This is a genomic window from Variovorax sp. J31P179 (assembly GCF_030316985.1).
Lineage (GTDB): Bacteria > Pseudomonadota > Gammaproteobacteria > Burkholderiales > Burkholderiaceae_C > Variovorax > Variovorax ginsengisoli_B.
Genome location: NZ_JASZYL010000006.1, coordinates 229,323 through 252,023 on the forward strand (window position 1 = coordinate 229,323; position 22,701 = coordinate 252,023).

At 68.8% G+C, this 22,701-nt stretch carries 22 protein-coding genes and 3 tRNA genes; 17 read left to right on the top strand and 8 right to left on the bottom strand.

Features of this window, described 5'->3' with window-relative positions; genetic code table 11:
* Positions 1 to 48: 48 nt before the first annotated feature.
* From QTI17_RS17500 to hrcA, 4 genes are all read right to left on the bottom strand, one after another.
* Positions 49 to 378, bottom strand: a complete 330-nt coding sequence (locus QTI17_RS17500) for a hypothetical protein (RefSeq protein ID WP_286534700.1) — start codon at positions 376 to 378, stop codon at positions 49 to 51.
* A 130-nt stretch (positions 379 to 508) separates the two neighbouring features.
* Positions 509 to 585: transfer RNA gene (locus QTI17_RS17505), tRNA-Arg, on the bottom strand.
* Positions 586 to 752: 167 nt separating this feature from the next.
* A tRNA-Ile gene (locus tag QTI17_RS17510) sits at positions 753 to 829 on the bottom strand.
* Between the two features lie 36 nt (positions 830 to 865).
* The gene (gene hrcA / locus QTI17_RS17515; RefSeq protein WP_286525301.1) at positions 866 to 1,873 is read right to left on the bottom strand and encodes a heat-inducible transcriptional repressor HrcA; all 1,008 of its coding nucleotides are present in this window, start codon (positions 1,871 to 1,873) and stop codon (positions 866 to 868) included.
* A gap of 28 nt (positions 1,874 to 1,901) precedes the next feature.
* On the opposite strand from hrcA, the gene QTI17_RS17520 reads away from it, so the two are divergent.
* From QTI17_RS17520 to rapZ, 3 genes are read left to right on the top strand one after another with little or no spacing between them, the layout of a single operon-like run.
* Complete coding sequence (locus tag QTI17_RS17520; RefSeq protein WP_286534701.1) at positions 1,902 to 2,798, top strand: NAD kinase; 897 nt, start codon at positions 1,902 to 1,904, stop codon at positions 2,796 to 2,798.
* 1 nt (position 2,799) lies between these two features.
* A complete protein-coding gene (recN, locus tag QTI17_RS17525) occupies positions 2,800 to 4,482 on the top strand; it encodes a DNA repair protein RecN (RefSeq protein ID WP_286534702.1) in 1,683 nt (560 codons plus the stop codon).
* The gene (gene rapZ, locus QTI17_RS17530) at positions 4,479 to 5,354 is read left to right on the top strand and encodes an RNase adapter RapZ (protein WP_286534703.1); all 876 of its coding nucleotides are present in this window, start codon (positions 4,479 to 4,481) and stop codon (positions 5,352 to 5,354) included. The genes recN and rapZ overlap by 4 nt, the downstream gene beginning before the upstream one ends.
* A 10-nt stretch (positions 5,355 to 5,364) precedes the next feature.
* Here the strand turns inward: rapZ and mutY are convergent, their stop codons facing one another.
* The 3 genes from mutY to mutM form a co-directional block, all read right to left on the bottom strand.
* Entirely contained in the window at positions 5,365 to 6,399 is a 1,035-nt protein-coding gene (gene mutY / locus QTI17_RS17535) for an A/G-specific adenine glycosylase (protein WP_286534704.1), read from the bottom strand.
* 19 nt (positions 6,400 to 6,418) lie between these two features.
* Positions 6,419 to 8,377, bottom strand: coding sequence for a dynamin family protein (locus tag QTI17_RS17540; protein WP_286534705.1), 1,959 nt, complete (start codon positions 8,375 to 8,377; stop codon positions 6,419 to 6,421).
* A 72-nt stretch (positions 8,378 to 8,449) separates the two neighbouring features.
* On the bottom strand, positions 8,450 to 9,265 hold the full coding sequence (mutM, locus tag QTI17_RS17545; protein ID WP_286534706.1) for a bifunctional DNA-formamidopyrimidine glycosylase/DNA-(apurinic or apyrimidinic site) lyase: 816 nt from the start codon (positions 9,263 to 9,265) through the stop codon (positions 8,450 to 8,452).
* Between the two features lie 83 nt (positions 9,266 to 9,348).
* Here mutM and QTI17_RS17550 point away from each other — a divergent pair, with 83 nt between their 5' ends.
* The 8 genes from QTI17_RS17550 to QTI17_RS17585 all read left to right on the top strand — a co-directional run bounded on the left by QTI17_RS17550 (position 9,349) and on the right by QTI17_RS17585 (position 15,469).
* A complete protein-coding gene (locus QTI17_RS17550; RefSeq protein WP_286534707.1) occupies positions 9,349 to 11,139 on the top strand; it encodes a tetratricopeptide repeat protein in 1,791 nt (596 codons plus the stop codon).
* On the top strand, positions 11,136 to 11,630 hold the full coding sequence (locus QTI17_RS17555; protein ID WP_286534708.1) for a lipoprotein insertase outer membrane protein LolB: 495 nt from the start codon (positions 11,136 to 11,138) through the stop codon (positions 11,628 to 11,630). Before QTI17_RS17550 ends, QTI17_RS17555 begins: the two co-directional genes overlap by 4 nt.
* Positions 11,627 to 12,493: a 4-(cytidine 5'-diphospho)-2-C-methyl-D-erythritol kinase gene (gene ispE / locus QTI17_RS17560; protein ID WP_286534709.1), complete on the top strand. Its 867-nt coding sequence runs from the start codon at positions 11,627 to 11,629 to the stop codon at positions 12,491 to 12,493. The genes QTI17_RS17555 and ispE overlap by 4 nt, the downstream gene beginning before the upstream one ends.
* A 72-nt stretch (positions 12,494 to 12,565) precedes the next feature.
* Positions 12,566 to 12,642: transfer RNA gene (locus QTI17_RS17565), tRNA-Gln, on the top strand.
* Positions 12,643 to 12,707: 65 nt separating this feature from the next.
* Positions 12,708 to 13,682 (top strand): ribose-phosphate pyrophosphokinase, encoded by a 975-nt coding sequence (locus QTI17_RS17570; RefSeq protein ID WP_286534710.1) that lies wholly within the window; start codon positions 12,708 to 12,710, stop codon positions 13,680 to 13,682.
* An 85-nt stretch (positions 13,683 to 13,767) separates the two neighbouring features.
* Complete coding sequence (locus tag QTI17_RS17575; protein ID WP_286534711.1) at positions 13,768 to 14,427, top strand: 50S ribosomal protein L25/general stress protein Ctc; 660 nt, start codon at positions 13,768 to 13,770, stop codon at positions 14,425 to 14,427.
* 79 nt (positions 14,428 to 14,506) lie between these two features.
* Positions 14,507 to 15,139, top strand: coding sequence for an aminoacyl-tRNA hydrolase (pth, locus tag QTI17_RS17580; protein ID WP_286534712.1), 633 nt, complete (start codon positions 14,507 to 14,509; stop codon positions 15,137 to 15,139).
* Positions 15,140 to 15,178: 39 nt separating this feature from the next.
* The gene (locus tag QTI17_RS17585) at positions 15,179 to 15,469 is read left to right on the top strand and encodes a hypothetical protein (RefSeq protein ID WP_286534713.1); all 291 of its coding nucleotides are present in this window, start codon (positions 15,179 to 15,181) and stop codon (positions 15,467 to 15,469) included.
* 142 nt (positions 15,470 to 15,611) lie between these two features.
* Here the strand turns inward: QTI17_RS17585 and QTI17_RS17590 are convergent, their stop codons facing one another.
* The gene (locus QTI17_RS17590; RefSeq protein WP_286534714.1) at positions 15,612 to 15,905 is read right to left on the bottom strand and encodes a YfhL family 4Fe-4S dicluster ferredoxin; all 294 of its coding nucleotides are present in this window, start codon (positions 15,903 to 15,905) and stop codon (positions 15,612 to 15,614) included.
* Between the two features lie 63 nt (positions 15,906 to 15,968).
* Here QTI17_RS17590 and QTI17_RS17595 point away from each other — a divergent pair, with 63 nt between their 5' ends.
* From QTI17_RS17595 to QTI17_RS17620, 6 genes are all read left to right on the top strand, one after another.
* Positions 15,969 to 16,919, top strand: coding sequence for an ABC transporter permease (locus QTI17_RS17595; RefSeq protein ID WP_286534715.1), 951 nt, complete (start codon positions 15,969 to 15,971; stop codon positions 16,917 to 16,919).
* An 82-nt stretch (positions 16,920 to 17,001) separates the two neighbouring features.
* Positions 17,002 to 17,883, top strand: coding sequence for an ABC transporter permease (locus QTI17_RS17600; protein WP_286534716.1), 882 nt, complete (start codon positions 17,002 to 17,004; stop codon positions 17,881 to 17,883).
* Positions 17,884 to 17,890: 7 nt separating this feature from the next.
* Positions 17,891 to 18,880: an ABC transporter ATP-binding protein gene (locus QTI17_RS17605; RefSeq protein WP_286534717.1), complete on the top strand. Its 990-nt coding sequence runs from the start codon at positions 17,891 to 17,893 to the stop codon at positions 18,878 to 18,880.
* The gene (locus QTI17_RS17610; protein ID WP_286534718.1) at positions 18,877 to 19,707 is read left to right on the top strand and encodes an ATP-binding cassette domain-containing protein; all 831 of its coding nucleotides are present in this window, start codon (positions 18,877 to 18,879) and stop codon (positions 19,705 to 19,707) included. The genes QTI17_RS17605 and QTI17_RS17610 overlap by 4 nt, the downstream gene beginning before the upstream one ends.
* A gap of 91 nt (positions 19,708 to 19,798) precedes the next feature.
* Complete coding sequence (locus QTI17_RS17615) at positions 19,799 to 21,292, top strand: ABC transporter substrate-binding protein (protein WP_286534719.1); 1,494 nt, start codon at positions 19,799 to 19,801, stop codon at positions 21,290 to 21,292.
* Positions 21,289 to 22,695: an amidase gene (locus QTI17_RS17620; protein ID WP_286534720.1), complete on the top strand. Its 1,407-nt coding sequence runs from the start codon at positions 21,289 to 21,291 to the stop codon at positions 22,693 to 22,695. The genes QTI17_RS17615 and QTI17_RS17620 overlap by 4 nt, the downstream gene beginning before the upstream one ends.
* Positions 22,696 to 22,701: the final 6 nt, after the last annotated feature.

The following is a 22,701-nucleotide window of genomic DNA, read 5'->3' on the forward strand; positions in this document are numbered from 1 at the left end:
CACATTCTTAATGCTTGAGTCACCGCCTTGGAGGCGAGCAATACCATTTCATGGCACTTCGTGCGCAAAGTCACCGGCACGCAGCGCCGCCATCTGAGCGACGATGCGCGGCTTGCTCATGATCGGCCAGTTGTCACCCGCCGCAGTCACCGCTGCGATCGGTTCTTTCATAGAGCGCGTCGAATACTTGATGCGGGCGTGGTTCTCGCATGCAAGGAACGTGGAGAGCGCTTCGGTTCTAAACCGGCGGAGAACTTCGTCGTCGACCTCCGCGAGCTTGAGATGCGTATCTGCCGCCGCGGGTGTCTTGGGGCGCACGTTGGCCCGCTGCGCTTCTCTGGCAGCCAGAACCTGCGCGGGCAGAATTCCTGTGGCCATGGAGCGCCGCCCACCGAGGGGATGACAATAGCGAAAGAGATTCTGTACGGATGCACCCTTTGGATGAGGGTGCTGCGTGAAACAGGAAAGCCCCTGATTTCTTTAACAAAATCAGGGGCTTACTGAGAGTTGGTGCGGCTGGCAGGAATTGAACCCACGACCCCTTGGTTCGTAGCCAAGTACTCTATCCAACTGAGCTACAGCCGCACAGCTTGCGATTATAGCATGCATTTCAGCTACCTTTCCAGCCAGAAGCCGGAATGAAGCTCAACGACATGCGGACGGTTCGTCCCGGGCTGTCACCGGGGAAGACCGAGTCTGCGAAGACTCTCGATCGCGCACGGAGTCTAACCCATGCGTCGCGAGGAGTCGGGTGGTAGGCCGTCCTGGGCTTGAACCAGGGACCAACGGATTATGAGTCCGCTGCTCTAACCAACTGAGCTAACGGCCCACGCGCCAGGGATTCTAGTGGGCCCGGCGCCCTTCCCTACTTGCGGTGGCTCAGCGCGTTGGTGACCAGCTTCGACGTGATGTCGACGATCTGGATCATTCGCTCGTACGGCATCCGGGTCGGGCCGATCACGCCCAGCGTGCCGACCACCTGGCCATCGACCTCGTAGTTCGCGCTGACGATCGACAGGTCGTCGAAGGGCACGACCTGGCTTTCGCCGCCGATGAAGATGCGCACCCCCTCGGCCTGGCTCGAGACATCGAGCAGGCGCATCAGCTGCGTCTTCTGCTCGAACAGCTCGAAGGCGCGCCGCAGGTGGCCCATGTCGCTGGAGAAATCGGTGACCGCCAGCAGGTTGCGCTCGCCGGCGATGACGACTTCGTCCTGGGCCTCGGTCATGACTTCGGAGCTGACCTGCACCGCGGCCTGCATCAGCGCCGCGATCTCGCCGCGCAGCTGCTCGACCTCGGACTGCAGACGGTCGCGCACCTGCTCGATCGACAGCCCGGCGAAATGGGCGTTGATGTAGTTCGCGGCCTCGACCAGCTGCGACTGCGTGTAGTCGACCTCGGGGAAGATGACCCGGTTCTGGACGTCGCCGTCGGGCGCCACGATGATCACCAGCAGCCGGCGGTCCGACAGCCGCAGGAACTCGATCTGCCGGAACACCGAGGCCCGCCGCGGCGCCATCACGACACCCACGAACTGCGACAGGTTCGACAGCAGGTGGGCCGCATTGGCGATCACCTTCTGCGGCTGGTCGGCGGCCAGGCTCGGCGCCGACGCGAACTGCTCGCGCTCGGCGGTCAGCATGGTGTCGACGAAGAGGCGGTAGCCGCGCGCGGTCGGGATCCGACCCGCCGACGTGTGGGGGCTTGCGATCAGCCCCAGCACCTCGAGGTCGGACATCACGTTGCGGATCGTCGCCGGCGACAGATCCAGGCCCGGCGCACGGGAAAGCGTGCGCGAGCCGACCGGCTGCCCGTCGGCGATATAGCGCTCGACGAGAGTCTTCAACAGCAACTTGGCACGGTCGTCCAGCATCGAATGATTTTAATGTTGTAATTTGTGAATGAGCTCCCGCTTTCGGCATGTCGCACTGATCGGTAAATACCAGGCCTCCGGCGCCCGGGCGCAGTGCGGCGCGCACGACGACGTGATGGAAGGCATCGGCACCTTCCTCGAATCGCAGGGCTGCAAGGTGTTCGTCGAGAAGTCGCAGACCCAGCCGGTCGAAACCGGCCCCTACCCGGCGCTGACGGTCGAGGAGATCGGCCAGCAATGCGACCTGGGCCTGGTGGTCGGCGGCGACGGCACGATGCTGGGCATCGGCCGCCAGCTGGCGCCGCACGACGTGCCGCTGATCGGCATCAACCGCGGCCGCCTCGGCTTCATCACCGACATCTCGCTCGACAACTACCAGGCGACGCTGATCCCGATGCTGGCCGGCGAGTACGAGGAAGACCTGCGCACCCTGATGCAGGCCAAGGTGATCCGCGACGGCCAGTCGGTGTTCGACACCCTGGCCATGAACGACGTGGTGGTCAACCGCGGCGCCACCTCGGGCATGGTCGAGCTGCGGGTCACGGTCGGCCGCCATTTCGTCGCCAACCAGCGCGCCGACGGCATGATCATCTCGACGCCCACGGGCTCGACCGCCTATGCGCTCTCGGCCGGCGGGCCGCTGCTGCATCCGGCGGTGCGCGGCTGGGTGCTGGTGCCGATCGCGCCGCACACGCTGTCGAACCGCCCGCTGCTGCTGCCCGACGCCGACGAGGTCACGATGGAACTGGTGGGCGGTCGCGATGCGAGCGCCAATTTCGACATGCAGTCGCTGGCCTCGCTGGCCATCGGCGACCAGGTGATGGTGCGCCGCTCCGACTACCGGGTGCGCTTCCTGCACCCCAAGGGCTGGAGCTATTTCGATACCTTGCGCAAGAAACTGCATTGGAACGAAGGGGGATCTTGAGATGGCGTTGAGGCGCATTGCGCTGCGGGACTTCGTGATCGTGCGGGCCCTCGAACTCGATTTCTCGGCCGGATTCACGGTGCTCACCGGCGAGACCGGTGCCGGCAAGTCGATCCTCATCGATGCGCTGCAGCTGGCGCTCGGCAACCGGGCCGATGCCGGCGCGGTGCGCGAGGGTGCCGAACGGCTGGACGTCAGCGCCGAGTTCGACGCCGACCCGGACCTGGCCGGCTGGCTGGACGAAGGCGGCTTCGAGGCCGGCGACGCCCTGCTATTGCGCCGCACGGTCGACCTGCAGGGCCGCAGCCGCGGCTGGATCAACGGCAGCCCGGCAACGGCCACCCAGCTGCGGGAGCTCGGCGACCGGCTGCTGGACATCCATGGCCAGCACGCCTGGCAGAGCCTGACCCGCCCCGAGGCCGTGCGCGGCCTGCTGGATGCCTATGCCGGCGTCGACACCGGTGCGCTCGACAGCGCCTGGCAGGCCTGGCGGCAGGCGATCGGCGCGCTCGAAACCGCCCGTTCGGCCCAGGATTCGCTGCAGCGCGAGCGCGAGCGCCTCCAGTGGCAGGTCGCCGAGGTCGCCAAGCTGGCGCCGGGCGAGGACGAATGGGAAGAGCTGTCGGCCAGCCACACCCGGATCTCGAATGCCCAGGCCCTGATCGATGCCGCCGAAGGCGCCGCCAGCGCCCTCGAGGACGACGACAGCGGCGCCCTGGCGGCCCTGAGCCGCGCCGTCGCGCTGCTGCAGAACTGCGAGCACATCGAGCCCGAATTCAAGGCGCTGGGCGAAGTGCTGGCCTCGAGCGTGGCGCAGGCCTCGGATGCCGCGCATTCGCTGCACAGCTACCTGCGCCAGGCCGACACCGATCCCGAGCGGCTGGCCGAACTGGACGAGCGCATGGGCAGCTGGATGTCGCTGGCGCGCCGCTACCGGCGTCCGCCGGCCGAGCTGCCGGCCCTGCTGGCGGGCTGGCAGGCCGAACTGAAGGCCCTCGATGCGCAAAGCGACCTCGACACGCTGGAGCGCACCGAGCAAGCGGCGCAGCAGGCCTACCTGAAAGAGGCCAAGGCACTGGCCAAGGCCCGCAAGCAGGCGGCGCCGAAGCTCTCGCAGGCGGTCACGCAGGCGATGCAGGAGCTCGGCATGAAGGGCGGCCGCTTCGAGGTCGCGCTGCAGCCCCTGGCGCAACCCGGCCGCGCCGGCCTCGAGGAGATCGCCTTCCTGGTCAGCGGCCATGCCGGCAGCACGCCGCGCTCGATCGGCAAGGTGGCGTCCGGCGGCGAGCTGTCGCGCATCGCCCTGGCCATCGCGGTCACGACCAGCGAACTCGGTGCCGCCCAGACCCTGATCTTCGACGAGGTCGATGCCGGCGTCGGCGGTGCGGTGGCCGAGACCGTCGGCCGGCTCATGAAGCAGCTCGGCCGCGACCGCCAGGTCCTGGCCGTGACCCACCTGCCGCAAGTGGCGGCCTGCGCCGACCACCATCTCGTGGTGGCCAAGCGGCAGACCGCCGCCAAGGGTCAGGCCGCCGCACGCACCGAAAGCAGCGTCGCGGTGCTCGACGCCGAAGGCCGGGCCCAGGAAGTCGCACGGATGCTCGGCGGCGAACGCGTCTCGCGCACCTCGCTCGCCCATGCGCGCGAGATGCTGGGCCAGAAGACGGAGGCCGCGGCATCATGAACCTCGAACTGGTCCTCATCACCGGGATGTCCGGTTCCGGCAAGTCCGTCGCGCTGCACGCGCTCGAGGACGCCGGCTACTACTGCGTCGACAACCTGCCGCCCGAATTGCTGTCGCCCTTCATCGCGCTGCAGCAGCAGCAGCAGGCCACCAAGGTGGCGATCGCGATGGACGTGCGCAGCGGCGTCTCGCTGCCGCTGGTGCCGCAGCAGCTGGAGGCGCTGCGCCAGCAGGGCGTTTCGCTGCGCTCGCTGTTCCTCGACGCCACCACCGATGCGCTGGTGCGCCGCTATTCCGAAACGCGGCGCCGCCATCCGCTGTCGCGCCAGGAAGGCCGCACCGACATGCCCGAGCAGCAGCGCGTGTTGATGCAGGCGATCGAGCTCGAACGCGAGCTGCTCGCCGACCTGCGAGACGGCGCCGACGTCGTCGACACCAGCATCATCCGGCCGCCGCAGCTCCAGAGCTACGTCAAGGCGCTGATCTCGGCGCCCGACAGCGCGCTGACCCTGGTGTTCGAGTCCTTCGCCTTCAAGCGCGGCGTGCCGCTCGATGCCGACTACGTGTTCGACGTCCGCATGCTGCCCAATCCGCACTACGTGCCGGCCCTGCGCGCCCTGACCGGGCGCGACACGCCCGTGATCGAGTGGCTGCGCGAGCACGAGGACGTGGCGCGCATGTACGGCGACATCGAGCAGTTCCTGCAGCGCTGGCTCGATGCCCTGGCGCGCGACCATCGCAGCTACGTCACGGTGGCGATCGGCTGCACCGGCGGCCAGCACCGGTCGGTGTTCCTGGTCGAGCAGCTGGCGCGCGGCTTCGGCGAACGCTGGGCGGCGCTCAAGCGCCATCGCGAACTCGACGGGGCCTGAGCGTCCAGCCTCAGCCGGGCTCGCTGCCCAGCAGCTTGCGCACCGGCGCCGGAAGCCCCAGGCCGCGCCACTCGGCGCCCGCGAACCAGCCGCCCGTGTCCGCCAGCGGCCGCACGCCGCGGCTCTCGACGGCGACCGGATGCAGATGCAGGTCCTTGTGAGTCAGCACATGCACGAAGGCCGGTTCGTCGCGGGCGCCGGCGCGGTCCCGGGCACCCAGCGTCTCCAACAGCGCCTCGCGGCTGTCGAACACCGGCAGGCTGTAGAGGCCGGCCCAGATCCCGCGCGGGGGCCGCTTTTCCAGCCACACGCGCCCATCGGCGTCGTGCGCCAGCAGCATCCAGAGCGACTGCGCGCTGCGCCGCAGCTTGCGGGTCTTGACCGGGTAGCGCTCGGGCGCACCCTGCTTGCGCGCCGCGCACAGGTCGCTCACCGGGCAGATCATGCAGCTCGGCTTGCGCGGCAGGCAGACGGTGGCGCCCAGGTCCATCAGCCCCTGGGTGTAGCGGGCGATGGCCTTTCGATCCTCGGCCGGCGGCAGCAGCCCGGTGGCCTCGTTCCACAGCAGTCGCTCCTGGGCAGCCGACGACAGGTCGCCGTCGAAGGCCAGCAGCCGCGTGAGCACCCGCTTGACATTGCCGTCGAGGATCGCAACCCGCTCGCCGAAGCAAAAGGCCGCGATGGCCGCGGCGGTGGAGCGGCCGATGCCCGGCAGGCTCTGCAACTCGGCCGCGTTGCGCGGGAATTCGCCGCCGAAGCGCGAGACCACCTCCTGCGCGCAGCGGTGCATGTTGCGCGCGCGGCTGTAGTAGCCGAGCCCGCTCCAGAGTCCGAACACCTCGTCCTCGGTGCCCGCGGCGAGCGCGGCCACGTCCGGAAACCGGTCGAGAAAGCGCGCGAAGTAGCCGAGCACGGTGCTCACCTGGGTCTGCTGCAGCATCACCTCGGACAGCCAGACGCGATAGGGGTCACTGGTGTTCTGCCACGGCAGTTCGCTGCGGCCGTGGCTGGCCTGCCAGGCGACGATCCGCCCGGCAAAGTCCACGACTCTTCCCTGCGGATCTTCAGGCGACAAGTTCGGTCCGCGCCGCGGGGGCGTGCGGCGCTTCGTTGCTCGCGAGCAGGGTGGTGAGTTCGGCCAGCCGCCGGTGCAGCTCGCCCAGGTTGGCTTCCTGCGCCGACAGCTCGGCCAGGCGCTCGTCGAGATTGCCCGCCGCGCCCTGGATGCGCTCCACGGCCTCGATGCGCTTGGTGAAATTGCGGCGCCGTTCCTTGAGCTGGGCGTCGAGCTGGGCGCCGGCGCCTTTGCTCCAACGCTCCACCTCGGTCATGGCCGCCTCGTTGACCACCCGCAGCCGGCTCGCCAGCGCACGCACCAGCTTGTCGCAGAAGTCGGGCTGCGCCAGCTTGAGCATGTTGCCCACGCCCAGGTAGTGGATATGACTGCGCTCGATCTGGTCGAGCTGCTGCTCGAAGCCCGACAGGTCAGGCTCGGGCGGCGCCTGCAGCGTGAAGCCGTGTTCGGCGTTGAGCTGCCGGAAGGTGGCGTGCAGCATCGACTGGATCTCGGCGCTGGTCGCCTGCACCTCGCGCAGGTTGTTGCGCAGCGACTCGAAGGTCTCGCCATACACCTTGCGCACGCTGAACTTGATGCCGCGGCGCTTCAGCGCGGCCGACAGGCGGCCCATGTCGGCCTTGAGCGCGGTGCTGCCGAGCACCGCGTAGACCTCGCGCAGCAGCTTGCCCTGCACCGAGCGCAGCGCCAGGATGCGGGTGTTGCTGCCTTCGAACTCGGTCTGCTCGGCCTCGATGCGGCTGCGCATGTGGCGGATCACCGATCCGTTCTTGCCGCGCAGGCCCTGCAGCTCCAGCGCCTGCTCGGACAGGTCGCGCTGGCGCACGTTGAGGATGCGCGCCGCCTCGGTCCTGAGCGCGACGATGCCGGCGTCGACGGCAAGCCGCAGCATGGTCTCGCGCTTGCCCAGCAGGCCTTCGCCGAGCACGGCCTCGAGCGCCGGCAGCCGGCTCGCCTGCAGCAGCGGCACGTCGCGGCGGATCTTGGCCTGCAGCCCCTTCTGCGCCGACACCGGCAGCACCTGCGTCAGCGGCACGCCCAGCAATTCGGCCGCGCCCTTGCGCTGGCGCTGGATCTGGGCATCGATCTGGGCCGGCGTGCTCAGGATGTCCCACATCGTGTCGATCTTGTTCAGCACCACGATGCGGGTTTCGCTCAGGTCACCCTCGGTGACCAGGTGCTGGCGCCAGATGGCCAGGTCGGAGCGGGTCACGCCGGTGTCGGCACCGAGGATGAAGACCACCGCATGGGCCTGTGGAATCAGGCTCACCGTCAGTTCGGGCTCGGCGCCGATCGCGTTCAGTCCGGGCGTGTCGAGGATCACCAGGCCCTGCTCCAGCAGCGGGTGCGGCATGTTCAGCACCGCGTGGCGCCAGCGCGGGATCTCGACCCGGCCATCGGCATCGGGCACCGGGTTGTCGTCGGGTACGTCGTCGCTCCAGAAGCCGAGCGCGCGCGCTTCCTCGAGCGGCACCCAGCGCACCTCGGCGACCTTGCCCATCGCCTGCGACAGCAGTTCGGCGTTCTCGACGTCGATCGCGATCTCGGTCCAGCGCTCGGGCTCGTCGCGCCAATGGGCGAGCGAATGGGCCTCGAGCCGGGTTTCGATCGGCAGCAGGCGCAGGCTCGGCTGCAGCGCCGGGTCGTAGCCCAGCTCGGTCGGGCACATGGTCGTGCGGCCGGCGCTGGCCGGCATGATCCGGCGCCCGTAGCCGGCGAAGAAGATGGCGTTGATCAGCTCGGACTTGCCGCGCGAGAACTCGGCCACGAAAGCCACCATGACCTTGCTGGTGCGCAACTGCGACTCCAGGTCGCGCAGCCGCTCGGCGACGCTCTGGTTCAGCAGGTCGTTTTCGTTCAGCCAGCGGGACAGCCACTTGAGGCGGTGCGCGAAATTGCGCCGCCAAGCGCCGTGCTTGTCGAATTGCTGATTGAAGGAATCGGTCAAAGCAGGGTTTGTAAGGGCGACTTACAAAATATAGCATCGCAGGCTGCGTACCGCGTCATTCGCCGTTGGGATTCAGTGCTTTTGGCACACTGGGCAGAAATACGTGGCCCGCTGGCCCTGGCGCATCATCCGCACCGGTGTCGCGCAGACCCGACACGGCTCGCCCTTGCGCCCGTAGACCGTGGCCTCGAGCTGGAAATAGCCGCTCTGGCCGTCGACGTTGGAGAAATCGCGCAGCGTGCTGCCGCCGCGCGCGACCGCTCGCGCCAGGATGTCGCGCACCGCCGCATGCAGGCGCAACGCCCTCGGCCGGCTGATGCGCGCGGCCGACAAGGTCGGCCGGATGCCGGCCAGGAAGAGGGCTTCCGAGGCGTAGATGTTGCCCACGCCCACCACCACGTCGCCGGCCAGCAGCACCTGCTTGATCGGGGCCCGGCGACGGCGCAGGCCGGCATGGAAGGCCTCGAAGTCGAAGCCGTCGCCCAACGGCTCCATGCCGAGTCCGCCGAGCAGCTTGCGCGCCAGTGGCGAAGCCTCGTCCTCGACGTAGACCACGGCGCCGAAGCGGCGCGGGTCGTTGAGCCTCAAGGTGCCGCGGCTGGTGACGAGGTCGAAGTGATCATGGGTGCCGGGCGCCGGCAAGGCGGTGTCGAAGCGCAGGCTGCCCGACATGCCCAGGTGCATCAGCAGCAGGCCGGCGTCGAGGTCGACCAGCAGGTACTTGCCGCGCCGGCGCACGCCGAGCACGCTGCGCCCCACCAGGTCGCCAGGCTCGACCGCCAGCGCCCAGCGCAGCGGCTTGCCGACCCGCACCGCCTCGATCCGGGCGCCCGCGATGCGATCCGCGAATCCGCGGCGGGTGACTTCGACTTCGGGGAGTTCTGGCATGGGCGGGCAGGCTGACACGAAAAAACGCCGGCGTTGAGACCCCACGTCCCATGGCGCAAAAGCCTTGGATTATTATGGCTGCGATGACCTTCACGCTCCGCCGATCCCGCCTTGCGGCGGCCGCTTTCCTGGCCCTGATCGCGCTTGCGGCGCAAGGCCAGACCTCGCCCCCCGCCCCTCTCGTCGATCCGGCACGAGCTGCGGCAACGCCGGAATCCGCCAAGTCCAGCGCCCCCGCCCAGCCCTCGGCGATGACCGCCGACCTGTTCTACGAAGTGCTGCTGGGCGAGCTCAGCGCCCGCTCCGATCCCGGCGCCGCCTACGGGCTGGTGCTCGACGCCGCCCGCCGCTCCCGCGACGGCAAGCTGTTCCAGCGCGCGGTCGAGATCGCACTGCAGTCGCGCTCCGGTGACTCGGCCCTGGAAGCCGCCCGGGCCTGGAAGGACAGCCTGCCCGAGTCGCGCGAGGCGCGCCGCGTCGAGCTGCAGATCCTGATCGCGCTGAACCGCATCGCCGATACGGTCGAGCCGCTGCGGGCCGAGATCGCCGCCACGCCGCAGATCGAGCGTCCCTTCCTTTTCGCCGTGATCGCCCGCAACTATTCGCGGGCCACCGACAAGAAACTCGCCGCCTCGGTGGTCGAGCAGGCGCTGGCCGACGAACTGGCGAACCCCGCCACCGCGGGCGCCGCCTGGGCCACCGTCGGCCGGCTGCGGCTGGCCGCCGGCGACACCTCCGGCGCGCTCGATGCGGCCATCAAGGGCCAGCAGCTGGATCCGGCCTCCGAAGGCCCGGCCATGCTGGCGCTCGAGATCATGGATCCGAGCCAGCCGCTGGCCGAACCGATCGTCAAGCGCTACCTCGCCGGCCCCAAGGTCCTGCCCGAAATGCGCGTCGGCTACGCCCGCGCCCTGGTCGAGGGCCGCCGCTATGCCGAGGCCTCGAGCGAACTCGCCGCCCTCACCGCGGCCCGCCCCGAGCTGCCCGAACCCTGGCTGCTGCTCGGCAGCCTGCAGACCCAGGCGCGCCAGGACAAGGCGGCCGAAACCTCGCTCAACCGCTTCATCTCGCTCGCGCCCGACATTCGCGACCCGGAAGGGCGCGAGCGCGGCCTGACCCAGGCCTACCTGCTGATGGCGCAGCTGGCCGAGCGGCGCAAGGATTTCACCGCTGCCGACGGCTGGCTGGCCCGCATCGACAGCACCGACGACCTGGTCGGCGCCCAGGCGCGCCGCGCCGCGCTGCTGGCCCGCCAGGGCAAGCTGCCGCAGGCCCGCGAACTGGTGCGCAGCCTGCCCGAACGCACCGCCGACGAAAAGAAGCAGAAGTTCCTCACCGAAGTTCAGCTGCTGCGCGACGCCAAGCAATACCAGGCCGCTTTCGACATGCTGGCCCAGGCCAGCGCCGCCGCACCGAACGACGTCGACCTGATCTACGACCAGGCCATGGTGGCCGAGAAGCTCAATCGCCTCGACGAGATGGAGCGCCTGCTGCGCCGGGTGATCGAGCTCAAGCCGGACAACCAGAACGCCTACAACGCGCTCGGCTATTCACTGGCCGATCGAAAGGTGCGGCTCGAAGAGGCGCGCACGCTGATCCAGAAGGCCGTGCAGCTGGCGCCCGAAGACCCGTTCATCGCCGACAGCCTGGGCTGGGTCGAGTACCGGCTCGGCAACACGACCGAGGCGATGCGCATCCTCGAAGATGCCTACAAGCGCCGGCCCGATCCCGAGATCGGCGCCCACCTGGGCGAGGTGCTGTGGGCCGCCGGCCAGCGCGATCGCGCGGTGAGCATCTGGAAGGAAGCGTCGCTCGCGGATGCGGACAACGAGACGCTGCAGGAAACGCTCAAGCGCCTGCACGTGAAGCTTTGAACCGGCGTGGGTTGCTGCTGGCCGGCGGCGCCGGCCTGCTGGTGCTGGCGGGCTGTGCGAGTCCGGGCGGCGCGCCCGGACCCGGCGCCACCAGCGAGGCCTGGAGCGGGCGCCTGTCGCTGCGCCTCGAAGGCGACGCCAGCCAGAGCTTCTCGGCGCTGTTCGAACTGCGCGGTGCGCCGCGGGCCGGCGACCTGATCCTCACGAGCCCGATCGGCAGCACCCTGGCCCAGCTCCACTGGGCACCCGGCGAGGCCGTGCTCAGGAACGGCAGCGAAACCCGCCGCTACGATTCGGTCGATGCGCTGATCGAGGCCGCCACCGGCGCCGCGATCCCGGTCGGCGCCCTGTTCGCCTGGCTGGCCGGCCGCGACGAGCAGGTGCCCGGCTGGCGGCCGGATCTTTCGCAAGTGGCTGCGGGCCGCCTGCAGGCGACGCGCGAATCACCGAGGCCCCGGGCCGACCTGCGGATCGTCTTCGAACGCGCATGAAGGCGCTCTACGACCTGCCGGCACCGGCCAAGCTCAATCTCTTCCTGCACATCACGGGCCGGCGCGCCGACGGCTACCACCTGCTGCAGTCGGTCTTCATGCTGATCGACTGGTGCGACACGCTGCATGTCGAGCAGCGCGCCGATGGAGTGATCACCCGCGAGGACCTGACCACCCCGCTGCCGGCCGACGACCTGGTCGTGCGCGCGGCCAGGGCCTTGCAAGCCGAGGCGCGAACGCCGCTGGGGGCCCACATCGGGGTCGCCAAGCAGGTGCCGGCCCAGGCCGGCATGGGCGGCGGCTCCTCCGACGCGGCCACCTGCCTGCTGGCCCTCAATCGTCTCTGGGGGCTGGACCTGCCGCTCGCGACGCTCGAGCGCATCGGCCTCGCACTGGGCGCCGACGTTCCTTTCTTCCTGCGCGGACGCAACGCCTGGGTCGAGGGAATCGGCGAGATAATCACGCCCGTCGAGCTCCCGCCGGGCTGCTTCGCGGTCGTGAAACCGCCCGAGGGACTCGGTACGCTACAGATTTTTTCAGCAGAGGATCTGCAACGCGCAACTCCTACTGCTATAATCTCGGGCTTTGCTGCACATAGCGAATCGCGTCAGGGCCAGATCGAAAAAAGATGGGGCTTTGGCAGAAACGACCTGCAGCCAGTTGCCCAGCGGCTTTGTCCCGCGGTCACCGAAGCCATCGAATGGCTCGGCCACCAAGGACTCGAAGCGCGGATGACCGGTTCGGGAAGTTCGGTATTTGCAGCGATGCCGCATGACGCGGAACTGGCCGAGGCCCCCGAGGGCTGGCAGGTTCGCAAATGCAGCAACCTGGCCGTTCACCCCCTCGTGGGTTGGGCGGTCTGAGAAGATAATCAGGTCGCTCACGCGATCTGATGCGACATATATCGGTTGGCGACATTGGTCGTCGACCCGTGTAGGGGAGTCGCCAAGCTGGTTAAGGCACTGGATTTTGATTCCAGCATGCAAAGGTTCGAATCCTTTCTCCCCTGCCAAATTCACTCACGAGAATTTTGGCGGCTCTCCCGAAAGAGCCAATTCGCATTGCCGGGACGCACTCATGCAGGCTCAACACCCTGACTTCATGGTTTTCACCGGCAACGCCAATCCGGGCCTTGCCGCCGAGATCTCGCACAACCTGGGCACGTCGCTCGGCGCCGCGCGGGTCGGGCGCTTCTCCGACGGCGAAGTCACCGTCGAGATCAACCAGAACGTCCGCGCCCGCGACGTGTTCGTGGTCCAGTCGACCTGTGCCCCGACCAACGAAAACCTGATGGAACTGCTCATCATGGTCGACGCGCTCAAGCGCGCATCGGCCGAGCGCATCAGTGCCGTGATCCCCTACTTCGGCTACGCGCGCCAGGACCGCCGTCCGCGCTCCAGCCGGGTGCCGATCTCGGCCAAGGTGGTGGCCAACCTGCTCGAGACCGTGGGCGTGGCCAGGGTGCTCACCATGGACCTGCACGCCGACCAGATCCAGGGCTTCTTCGACATTCCGGTCGACAACATCTATGCCTCGCCGGTGCTGCTGGGCGACCTGCGCCAGAAGAACTACGAAGACCTGATCGTGGTCTCGCCCGACGTCGGCGGCGTGGTGCGTGCCCGGGCGCTGGCCAAGCAGCTCAATTGCGACCTCGCGATCATCGACAAGCGCCGCCCGCGCGCCAACGTGAGCGAAGTCATGCACGTGATCGGCGAGATCGACGGCCGCAACTGCGTGATCATGGACGACATGATCGACACCGCCGGCACGCTGGTGAAGGCGGCCGAAGTCCTGAAGGAACGCGGCGCTAAGAAGGTCTATGCGTATTGCACGCACCCGATCTTCTCGGGCCCCGCCATCGAGCGCATCGCCCAGGGCTCGGCGCTCGACGAAGTGGTCGTGACCAACACGATCCCGCTGAGCGATGCGGCATTGGGCTGCACCAAGATCCGCCAACTGTCCGTGGCGCCGCTGATCGCCGAAACGATCCAGCGCATCGCCAAGGGCGAGTCGGTGATGAGTTTGTTCTCGGACCAGGAAAACCTGTTCTGAGCAAAGAGCCGGGCTTCCCGCAGCGGAAGCCCATTTTGAAAACCGGAGCCGCACTGGTCGCGGTCGGCTTCCACAGGAGTTATCCATGAAATTCGTCGCTTTTGAGCGCGCCAAGCAGGGCACGGGTGCGAGCCGCCGTCTCCGCATCACGGGCAAGACGCCCGGTATCGTCTACGGTGGCGAAGGCCAGCCGCAACTGATCGAGATCGATCACAACGCGCTGTGGCACGCCCTCAAGAAGGAAGCCTTCCACTCGTCGATCCTCGAGATGGAACTCGCCGGCGCCACCACCAAGGTGCTGCTGCGCGACGTGCAATACCACCCGTTCCGCCAGCTCGTGCAGCACGTCGACTTCCAGCGCGTCGATGCCCGCACCCGCATGACGGTCAAGGTGCCGCTGCACTTCAAGGGTGAAGAAGAGTCGACCGCCGTCAAGCTCGACCACAACCTCGTGAACCACGTGATGAACGAACTCGAAGTCAGCTGCCTGCCGGCCGACCTGCCCGAGTTCATCGAAGTCGACCTGTCGGGCCTGACCAAGAACGCCACCGTGCACGTCAACGACATCAAGCTGCCCAAGGGCGTGAAGTTCGTGAGCCACGGCAAGATCAACCCGGTCGTGGTCTCGGCCGTGCCGCCGCTGGTCGCCGAAGAGCCTGCAGCCGGCGCCGAAGGCGCTCCGGCCGAAGGTGCTGCCGCACCGGCCGCCAAGGCCGACGCCAAGGCACCCGCGAAGAAGAAGTAATTCTGCTTCGCGATCGCGCCTGAACGGCCCGCCCAGTGCGGGCCGTTTTCGTTGGCGCGCCAAGTCACAATCCGTCCTCATGATCAAGCTGTTTGTAGGCCTCGGAAATCCGGGCCCTGAATACGAGGCCACGCGCCACAACGCGGGCTTCTGGTGGATCGACGCGCTGGCCCGCGACCTCAAGCTCACGCTCGCGCCCGAGCGCAGCTACCACGGGCTGGTGGCGCGCACCCAGGTCGGCGGCAAGCCGCTCTGGCTGCTCGAGCCGCAGACCTTCATGAACCTTTCGGGCAAGTCGACCGCCGCGCTGGCGCGCTTTTTCAAGATCGAGCCCAGCGAGATCCTGGTCGCGCACGACGAGCTCGACGTGGTGCCGGGGCAGGCCAAGCTCAAGTTCGGCGGCAGCCACGCCGGCCACAACGGCCTGCGCGACATCCACGCGCAACTCGGCACCGGCGACTACTGGCGGCTGCGGCTCGGCATCGGCCATCCGGGCGTCAAGTCCGAGGTCGTGAACTGGGTGCTCAAGAAGCCGCTGAAGGAACAACGCGAGGCGATCGAGGATGCAATTGTGCGCTCGCTGCATGCTTTTCCGGCCCTGGTGGCCGGCGAGATGGACAAGGCGACCCTGCTCATCCACACGAGCAAACCGCCGCGCCCCAAACCACCGCGGCGCGAGCCCGGCGACGGGGGTACACCCGCCGCGGGCTAGCGGAAGCAAGCGAGAAGAAGGAAAGGGAGACAACAAAAAATGAGTCTGTCACAAGCACGAATCGCCACCCGCGGCAGCCTGCTGCTGGCCGGCGCCTGCCTGCACTGGGCCGCCACGGCACAGGGCGCCAGCGGCATCTGGCGCTGCGGCAACAGCTACACCGATCAGCCCTGCGACACCGGCCGGGCCCTGCCGCTCGACGAGGCGCCGGGCGCGGCGCGAAAACGAGAAGCCGACCAGGCGACGCGCGAAGCCCGCGCCGAGGCCCAGCGCATGGAGCGCGATCGCCTGCGGCTCGAAGCCGCGCAGGTCCCGGGCAGGCGATCCTGATCGACAACGCGCCACGCGCCCGGGCGGCCGCGCCGGAACCCCGTGATGTTTCGATGAAGAAGGGCAAGCCGCGCAAGGACCCGCAGTACCTGAGCCCGCGGGATCCCTCGGCAGCGCCCAAGAAAAAGCGCCCTGCGAAAGACTAGGGCGCCGGGACCGGCCCGGGCTGCGCCGCGGCCCTGGCCGCTTTCTCGGCTGCCAGCCGCTCGAACTTCTGCCACAGCGTCTCGCGCGTCTCGACATGCGCGGGATTGGTCGGGATGCACGCGACCGGGCACACCTGCACGCACTGCGGTTCGTCGAAGTGGCCCACGCATTCGGTGCACTTGTGCGGGTCGATCTCGTAGATCTCCTCGCCCATGTAGATCGCGTCGTTGGGGCACTCCGGCTCGCAGACGTCGCAGTTGATGCATTCGTCGGTGATCATCAAGGCCATGGCCCGATTATCGATGCTCTCGGGCACGGACGTTGCGTGTCGGGTTATGCTGCGCCCCGCCCTATGAGTCTGTTCCTGTTCAAGCGTTTCCTGACCCTGATCGCCACCCTGATCGGCGCCTCGGTCATCGTTTTTCTGGTGCTCGAGATCCTGCCCGGCAATGCCGCCCAGATGCTCATGGGCCCGGACGCCTCACCCGAGGCGGTGGCCGCGCTGGCCGCCAAGCTGGGGCTCGACCAGCCGGCCTGGAGCCGCTACTGGCACTGGATCGGCGGCCTGCTCACCGGCCAGCTCGGCGACAGCTACGCCTACAGCTCGCCGGTCCTCGACCTGATCCTCGAGCGGCTCGCCCTGACCGTGCCGCTGGCGCTGCTGGCGATGGCCTTCACCACCGTGCTGGCGCTGGCGGTCGGCGTGACGGCGGCGGCCCGCCACAACAAGCTCGGCGACGTCGGGCTGATGGGCCTCACGCAGGTCGGCATCGCGATCCCGAATTTCTGGTTCGCGATCCTGCTGATCCTGGTGTTCTCGGTCCAGCTGCAGTGGTTTTCGGCGGGCGGCTTCGAGGGTTGGGGCGAGGGCATCCTGTCCGGGCTCAAGTCGCTGCTGCTGCCGGCCCTGTCGCTGGCCGTGGTGCAGGCCGCGATCCTGGCGCGCATCACGCGCTCGGCGGTGCTGGAGGTGATGCGCGAGGACTTCGTTCGCACCGCCCGCGCCAAGGGCGTGTCGCAGCGGGCGGTGCTCTGGGGCCACGTGCTTCGCAACGCCATGATCCCGGTGGTCACGGTCATGGGCATGCAGTTCTCCGAACTGCTGGCCGGCACCATCGTGGTCGAGAACGTGTTCTACCTGCCCGGCCTGGGCCGGCTGATCTTCCAGGCCATCAGCAACCGCGACCTGATCGTGGTGCGCAACTGCGTGATGCTGCTGGCCGCGATGGTGGTCATCGTCAATTTCGTGGTCGACGTGCTGTATGCCGTGATCGACCCGCGCATCAAGGCTTCCGACATATGAGCGCAGCGCCGGGCCGCCCCAAGCAAGCTCGCGCCCCCTCGGGGGGCAGCGAGGACACGAAGTGCCGAGCGCGGGGGCACGCATGAGCGCAGTACCCGCTGCGGTGCCCAGCGCGGCCGCCTTCAAAGTCCCCGGCTTCTGGCGCCGCGCGCTGCGGCACCGCAGCTTCACGATCGGCGCAGTGCTCAGCCTGCTGCTGGTGGCGGCGGCCGCGGTGTCGCTGGTGTGGACTCCCTGGTCGCCCTACGAGATGGACCTCGCGAGCAAGCTGCAGAAGCCGAGCTGGTCGCACTGGCTCGGCACCGACACCTTCGGCCGCGATGTCGCCTCGCTGCTGCTGGTGGGCGCCCGCGCCTCGATCCTGGTCGGCGTGATCGCCGTCGGCATCGGCCTCACGGTGGGCACCGCGCTCGGCCTGCTCGCCGCCGCTCGCCGCGGCTGGGTCGAGGAGGCGATCATGCGCCTGACCGACTTCACGATGGCCTTCCCGGCGATCCTGTCGGCGATCATGATGACCGCGGTGTTCGGCGCCGGCATCGTCAACGCGATCGTCGCCATCGGCATCTACAACATCCCGACCTTCGCGCGCATCACGCGGGCCTCGGCCAACGCGATCTGGTCGCGCGAGTACGTGGCGGCCGCCCGCGCCTGCGGCAAGGGCGCGTTCGCCATCACGATGCAGCACGTGCTGCCCAACATCTCGGCGGTGCTGATCGTGCAGATCACGATCCGCTTCGCGGTCGCGATCCTGGCCGAGGCGGCGCTGTCCTACCTCGGCCTGGGCACACAACCGCCGCAGCCTTCGTGGGGCCGCATGCTGAGCGAGGCCCAGACCATGATGTTCCAGGCCCCCCTGCTGGCCGTGTTCCCCGGCATGGCGATCGCGCTGGCGGTGCTGGGCCTCAACCTGCTGGGCGACGGCCTGCGGGACCTGCTCGATCCCCGCCTTGCGCGCGCCCGCTGAAGCTCCCATGCCTCTTCTCGAAGTCAACGACCTTCATGTGCAGCTGCAGACGCAGCGCGGCCCGGCCGAGGCGGTGCGCGGCATCGGCTTCACGCTGGAGCGCGGCGAGACGATGGGCATCGTCGGCGAATCCGGCTGCGGCAAGTCGATCACGGTGCAATCGCTGATGGGCCTGCTGCCGGCGAGCGCCAAGGTCAGCGGGAGCATCCGCTTCGAGGGATGCGAACTGGTCGGCCTGCCCGAGCGCGAGATGTGCAAGCTGCGCGGCGATCGCATCGGCATGATCTTCCAGGAGCCGATGACCGCGCTGAACCCGGTCCACACGATCGCCCGCCAGGTCGGCGAGCCGCTGCGGTTGCACCGCGGCCTCTCGGCCGCCGACGCGCGCAAGGAGGCGCTGGCGCTGCTCGAGCGCGTCGGCATCCCCGATGCGGCCTCGCGCCTCGACGCCTATCCGCACCAGTTCTCGGGCGGCCAGCGCCAGCGCATCGGGATTGCGATGGCGCTGGCCTGCGGGCCCGACCTGCTGATCGCCGACGAGCCGACCACCGCGCTCGACGTCACGATCCAGAAGCAGATCCTCGAGCTGATCCGCGGCCTGGTCGCGGAGCGCGGGATGGCCTTGATCCTGATCTCGCACGACCTCGGCGTGATCGCCGAGAGCGTCTCGAAGATGCTCGTGATGTATGGCGGCAGCGTGGTCGAGAGCGGGCCGACCGCGGCGGTCTTCGCCGAGCGGGCGCATCCGTACACGCAAGGCCTGTTCGCGGCCCGCCCGGCGCTCGGCGCGCCGCGCGGCCTCAAGCTCGCGACCATCCGCGGCAGCGTGCCGGAACTGGTCGACCTGCCGCCGGGCTGTCCGTTCGCGGGCCGCTGCCGCTACACGGTCGACGCCTGCGAGGCCACGCGCCCGCCGGCGGTCTCGCTGCCGCGCGACCACCGGGTGCGCTGCATACGGCTCGACGAGATCGCGGCCGTTGCGGGAGCCGCCGCATGACGCAGTTCGATCCGGACCCGAAGTCGGCCGCGCTGCTCGAAGTCACGGACCTGGTGCGCCACTACACGCTGCCGCGCGAGCGGCTGTTCGGCCCGGCGCCGATGGTGAAGGCGCTCAACGGCGTGAGTTTCAGCGTCCGGCCGGGCCAGAGCCTGGGCATCGTCGGCGAATCGGGCTCGGGCAAGTCGACCATCGCGCGGCTCGTGATGGCGCTCGACCGGCCGACTTCCGGTCACGTCAAGCTGCTGGGACGCGACCTGCACGCCTTGCCGAAAGACGAGTTGCGCGCCGCCCGCCGCGATGTGCAGATGGTGTTCCAGGACCCTTATGGCTCGCTCGATCCGCGCCAGACGGTCGCGCGGATCGTCGCCGAGCCACTCGAGGCGCTGGCCGAGACCAGCCGGGCCGAGCAGCGCGAACGGGCCGGCGAATCGCTGGCCGCCGTCGGCCTGCGCAGCACCGACCTGCACAAGTACCCGCACGAGTTCTCGGGCGGCCAGCGCCAGCGGATCGCCATCGCGCGGGCCCTGATCACGCGGCCGAAGCTGATCGTGGCCGACGAGCCGGTGAGCGCGCTCGACGTCTCGGTGCAGGCCCAGGTGCTCAATCTGATGCAGGACCTGCAGCAGCAGTTCGGCATCAGCTACCTGCTGATCAGCCACGACCTGGCGGTGGTCAACCACCTGTGCGACGAGGTCTGCGTGCTGCATCGCGGCATCGTGGTCGAGCGCGGCGCGCCGCGGCACCTTTTCGCGCACGCGCAGCATCCCTATACCCGGGCACTGCTGGACGCGGTGCCGCGCGCCGAGCCGCTGGCTTCGGCATGATCGCGCATGAGCAAATGCTTGCGGCGCGGGCGCCGGTTCGCGATGATGTAACACTGTATTTCCCATCCGCCTTTCCCTGGAGCCCTGAACCATGCTGAATCGCCGTACCCTCCTGACCACCGCCGCACTCGCCACCGTGCCGCTCGCGCTGCCGCAGGCCGCACTGGCGCAGGGCCGAAAGGACGCGATGGTGATCGGCATGGCGCTCGAGCCGCCGGGCCTGGACCCGACCGCCGGCGCCGCCTCGGCGATCGGCGAGATCGTTCTTTACAACATCCTCGAGACGCTGACCAAGATCAACTCCGACGGCAGCGTCACGCCGCTGCTGGCCGAGAGCTGGGAGGTCTCGCCCGACCTGCGCACCTACACCTTCAAGCTGCGCCGCGGCGTCAAGTTCCAGAATGGCGAGCCCTTCAATGCGCAGGCGGTCAAGTTCTCGTTCGACCGCGCCGGCGGCGAGAAGAGCACCAACAAGGACAAGCGCACCTTCGCCAACATCAGCACCCAGGTGGTCGACGACCACACGGTGGTGATCATCAACAAGGAAATCGACCCCGACCTGCCCTTCGTGCTGGGCCAGGCGACCGCCGTCATCGTCGAGCCCAAGAGCGCCGACACCAACGCCACCAAGCCGGTCGGCACCGGCCCCTACAAGCTCGACAGCTGGAACAAGGGCAGCTCGCTGGTGCTCTCCAAATGGGACGGCTTTCGCAACCCGGGCGCCGCCAAGCTCAACAAGGTCAGCTTCCGCTTCATTGCCGACCCCGCAGCCCAGGCCGCCTCGCTGCTGGCCGGCGACGTCGACGCCTTCCCGCGCATCGGCACGCGCGTCGTGCCGCAGTTCAAGAACAACCCGCAGTTCCAGGTCATCCTGAGCGGTTCGCGGGCCAAGACCATCCTGGCGATCAACAACAAGCGCAAGCCGCTGGACGATGTCCGCGTGCGGCGCGCGATCCTGATGGCGATCGACCGCAAGGCCTTGATCGAGGGCGCAGTCGACGGCTTCGGCGTGCCGATCGGCAGCCACTACGTGCCGGGCGCCGCCGGCTATGTCGACACCACGGGCGTAAACCCGTTCAACATCGAGAAGGCCAAGGCGCTGCTGGCCGAGGCCGGCGTGAAGACGCCGCTCGAACTCACGATGACCTTGCCGCCGCCGCCGTATGCGCGCCAGGGCGGCGAGATGATCGTGGCCCAACTGGCCAAGATCGGCATCAACGTGAAAGTGCAGAACGTCGAGTGGGCCCAGTGGCTCAGCGGCACCTACGGCGGCGGCCACGACTTCGACCTCAGCATCGTCTCGCACGTCGAGCCCTTCGACCTCGGCAACTATGCCAAGGCCGACTACTACTGGGGCTACCAGTCGAAGGACTTCAACACGCTGTTCGACAAGATCAAGACCACCGGCAATGCGGCCGAGCGCAACAAGCTGCTCGGCGACGCCCAGCGCCTGCTGGCCAACGATGCGGCCAACGGCTTCCTGTTCCAGCCCGTATGGCCGACCGTCGCGAAGAAGAGCGTGCGGGGGCTGTGGAAGGACATGCCGATCTTCGTCAACGACCTGTCGGCGCTGTCCTGGTCGTGAGGGGCGCGCTGCATGACCTGTCGGCGCGCGAACTGATCGCCGGCTACCACGCCAAGCGCCTCTCTCCGGTCGAGGTGACGCAGTCGGTGCTGGACCACATCGGGCGCTGGGAGCCGCGGCTGCAGGCCACCTGGCTGCTGCGCCCCGAGGCCGCGCTGGAACAGGCCCGCGCGGCCGAGGCGCGCTGGGCCCGCGGCGAGCCACTGGGCCCGCTCGACGGCGTCCCGACCACGATCAAGGAGAACATCGCGACCCGCGGCGACCCGATGCCGGCCGGCACCGCGGCCACCGACCTGCGGCCGGCGGCGGTCGACGCGCCGCCCGCGGCCCGGCTCAAGGAAGCCGGCGCGGTGATCCTGGCGAAGACCACCATGCCCGACTACGGCATGCTGTCCTCCGGCCTGTCGAGCTTCCATGTGCTGGCGCGCAATCCCTGGGACCTGTCGCGCACGCCGGGCGGATCGAGCGCCGGCGCCGGCGCCGCGGCGGCCGCGGGCTACGGTCCGCTGCACATCGGCACCGACATCGGTGGCTCGCTGCGCCTGCCGGCCGCCTGGTGCGGCATCTTCACGCTCAAGCCCAGCCTGGGCCGGATCCCGATCGACCCGCCCTACATGGGGCGCGCCGCCGGTCCCATGACGCGCACGGTGGCCGACGCGGCGCTGATGATGGCGCCGCTGTCGCTGGCCGACGCGCGCGACAGCATGAGCCTGCCGCCGGAGGCGATCGACTGGTCCGGCTTCGACGTCGGGGTCGAACACCTGCGCGGCCTGCGCATCGGCCTGCTGCTCGACGCCGGCTGCGGCCTGGCGGTGGAGCCCGAGATCCGCGCCGCGGTCGAGCATGCGGCACGGCTTTTCGAACGCGCGGGCGCGATCGTCGAGCCGATGCAGCCCTTCATGACGCAGACCATGCTCGACGGCATGGACCACCTGTGGCGCATGCGCTCGCGGGTCGACATGAACGCACTGCGCCCCGACCAGCGTGCCAAGGTGCTGCCCTATATCCGGCAGTGGGCCGACAGCGCCGAGGGCTTCAGCGGCGAGCACGTATTCAGGGCTTTCAGCCAGTTCCACGCGACCCGCGTCGCCGCGGTGGCGGCCTGCGCAGGCTACGACTACGTGATCTCGCCGACCGCACCCAACCTGCCGGCCGCGGCCGAGGCGCCGTCGCCCACCAACGATCCGCTGCGCCCGCTGGAGCACATCGGCTTCACGGTGCCGTTCAACATGTCGGAGCAGCCGGCGGCCTCGATCAACTGCGGCTACAGCAGCGGCGGACTGCCGATCGGATTGCAGATCGCCGGCAGGCGTTTCGACGACCTGGGCGTGCTGAAGGTCTCGCGCGCCTTCGAGCAGATCCGCGACCCGCAGCGGCCCTGGCCCGAACCGCCGCGCGACTGAGCGGCG

What these genes read in the sequence shown, in the direction of transcription:
- QTI17_RS17610 (WP_286534718.1), top strand. Translation starts at nt 18,877, where the DNA reads ATGACGCAGTTCGATCCGGACCCGAAGTCGGCCGCGCTGCTCGAAGTC.
- QTI17_RS17500 (WP_286534700.1), bottom strand. Translation starts at nt 378, where the DNA reads ATGGCCACAGGAATTCTGCCCGCGCAGGTTCTGGCTGCCAGAGAAGCG.
- QTI17_RS17570 (WP_286534710.1), top strand. Translation starts at nt 12,708, where the DNA reads ATGCAGGCTCAACACCCTGACTTCATGGTTTTCACCGGCAACGCCAAT.
- QTI17_RS17585 (WP_286534713.1), top strand. Translation starts at nt 15,179, where the DNA reads ATGAGTCTGTCACAAGCACGAATCGCCACCCGCGGCAGCCTGCTGCTG.
- QTI17_RS17600 (WP_286534716.1), top strand. Translation starts at nt 17,002, where the DNA reads ATGAGCGCAGTACCCGCTGCGGTGCCCAGCGCGGCCGCCTTCAAAGTC.
- ispE (WP_286534709.1), top strand. Translation starts at nt 11,627, where the DNA reads ATGAAGGCGCTCTACGACCTGCCGGCACCGGCCAAGCTCAATCTCTTC.
- QTI17_RS17550 (WP_286534707.1), top strand. Translation starts at nt 9,349, where the DNA reads ATGACCTTCACGCTCCGCCGATCCCGCCTTGCGGCGGCCGCTTTCCTG.
- recN (WP_286534702.1), top strand. Translation starts at nt 2,800, where the DNA reads ATGGCGTTGAGGCGCATTGCGCTGCGGGACTTCGTGATCGTGCGGGCC.
- mutM (WP_286534706.1), bottom strand. Translation starts at nt 9,265, where the DNA reads ATGCCAGAACTCCCCGAAGTCGAAGTCACCCGCCGCGGATTCGCGGAT.
- hrcA (WP_286525301.1), bottom strand. Translation starts at nt 1,873, where the DNA reads ATGCTGGACGACCGTGCCAAGTTGCTGTTGAAGACTCTCGTCGAGCGC.
- QTI17_RS17520 (WP_286534701.1), top strand. Translation starts at nt 1,902, where the DNA reads ATGAGCTCCCGCTTTCGGCATGTCGCACTGATCGGTAAATACCAGGCC.
- QTI17_RS17595 (WP_286534715.1), top strand. Translation starts at nt 15,969, where the DNA reads ATGAGTCTGTTCCTGTTCAAGCGTTTCCTGACCCTGATCGCCACCCTG.
- rapZ (WP_286534703.1), top strand. Translation starts at nt 4,479, where the DNA reads ATGAACCTCGAACTGGTCCTCATCACCGGGATGTCCGGTTCCGGCAAG.
- pth (WP_286534712.1), top strand. Translation starts at nt 14,507, where the DNA reads ATGATCAAGCTGTTTGTAGGCCTCGGAAATCCGGGCCCTGAATACGAG.
- QTI17_RS17615 (WP_286534719.1), top strand. Translation starts at nt 19,799, where the DNA reads ATGCTGAATCGCCGTACCCTCCTGACCACCGCCGCACTCGCCACCGTG.
- QTI17_RS17590 (WP_286534714.1), bottom strand. Translation starts at nt 15,905, where the DNA reads ATGGCCTTGATGATCACCGACGAATGCATCAACTGCGACGTCTGCGAG.
- QTI17_RS17605 (WP_286534717.1), top strand. Translation starts at nt 17,891, where the DNA reads ATGCCTCTTCTCGAAGTCAACGACCTTCATGTGCAGCTGCAGACGCAG.
- QTI17_RS17575 (WP_286534711.1), top strand. Translation starts at nt 13,768, where the DNA reads ATGAAATTCGTCGCTTTTGAGCGCGCCAAGCAGGGCACGGGTGCGAGC.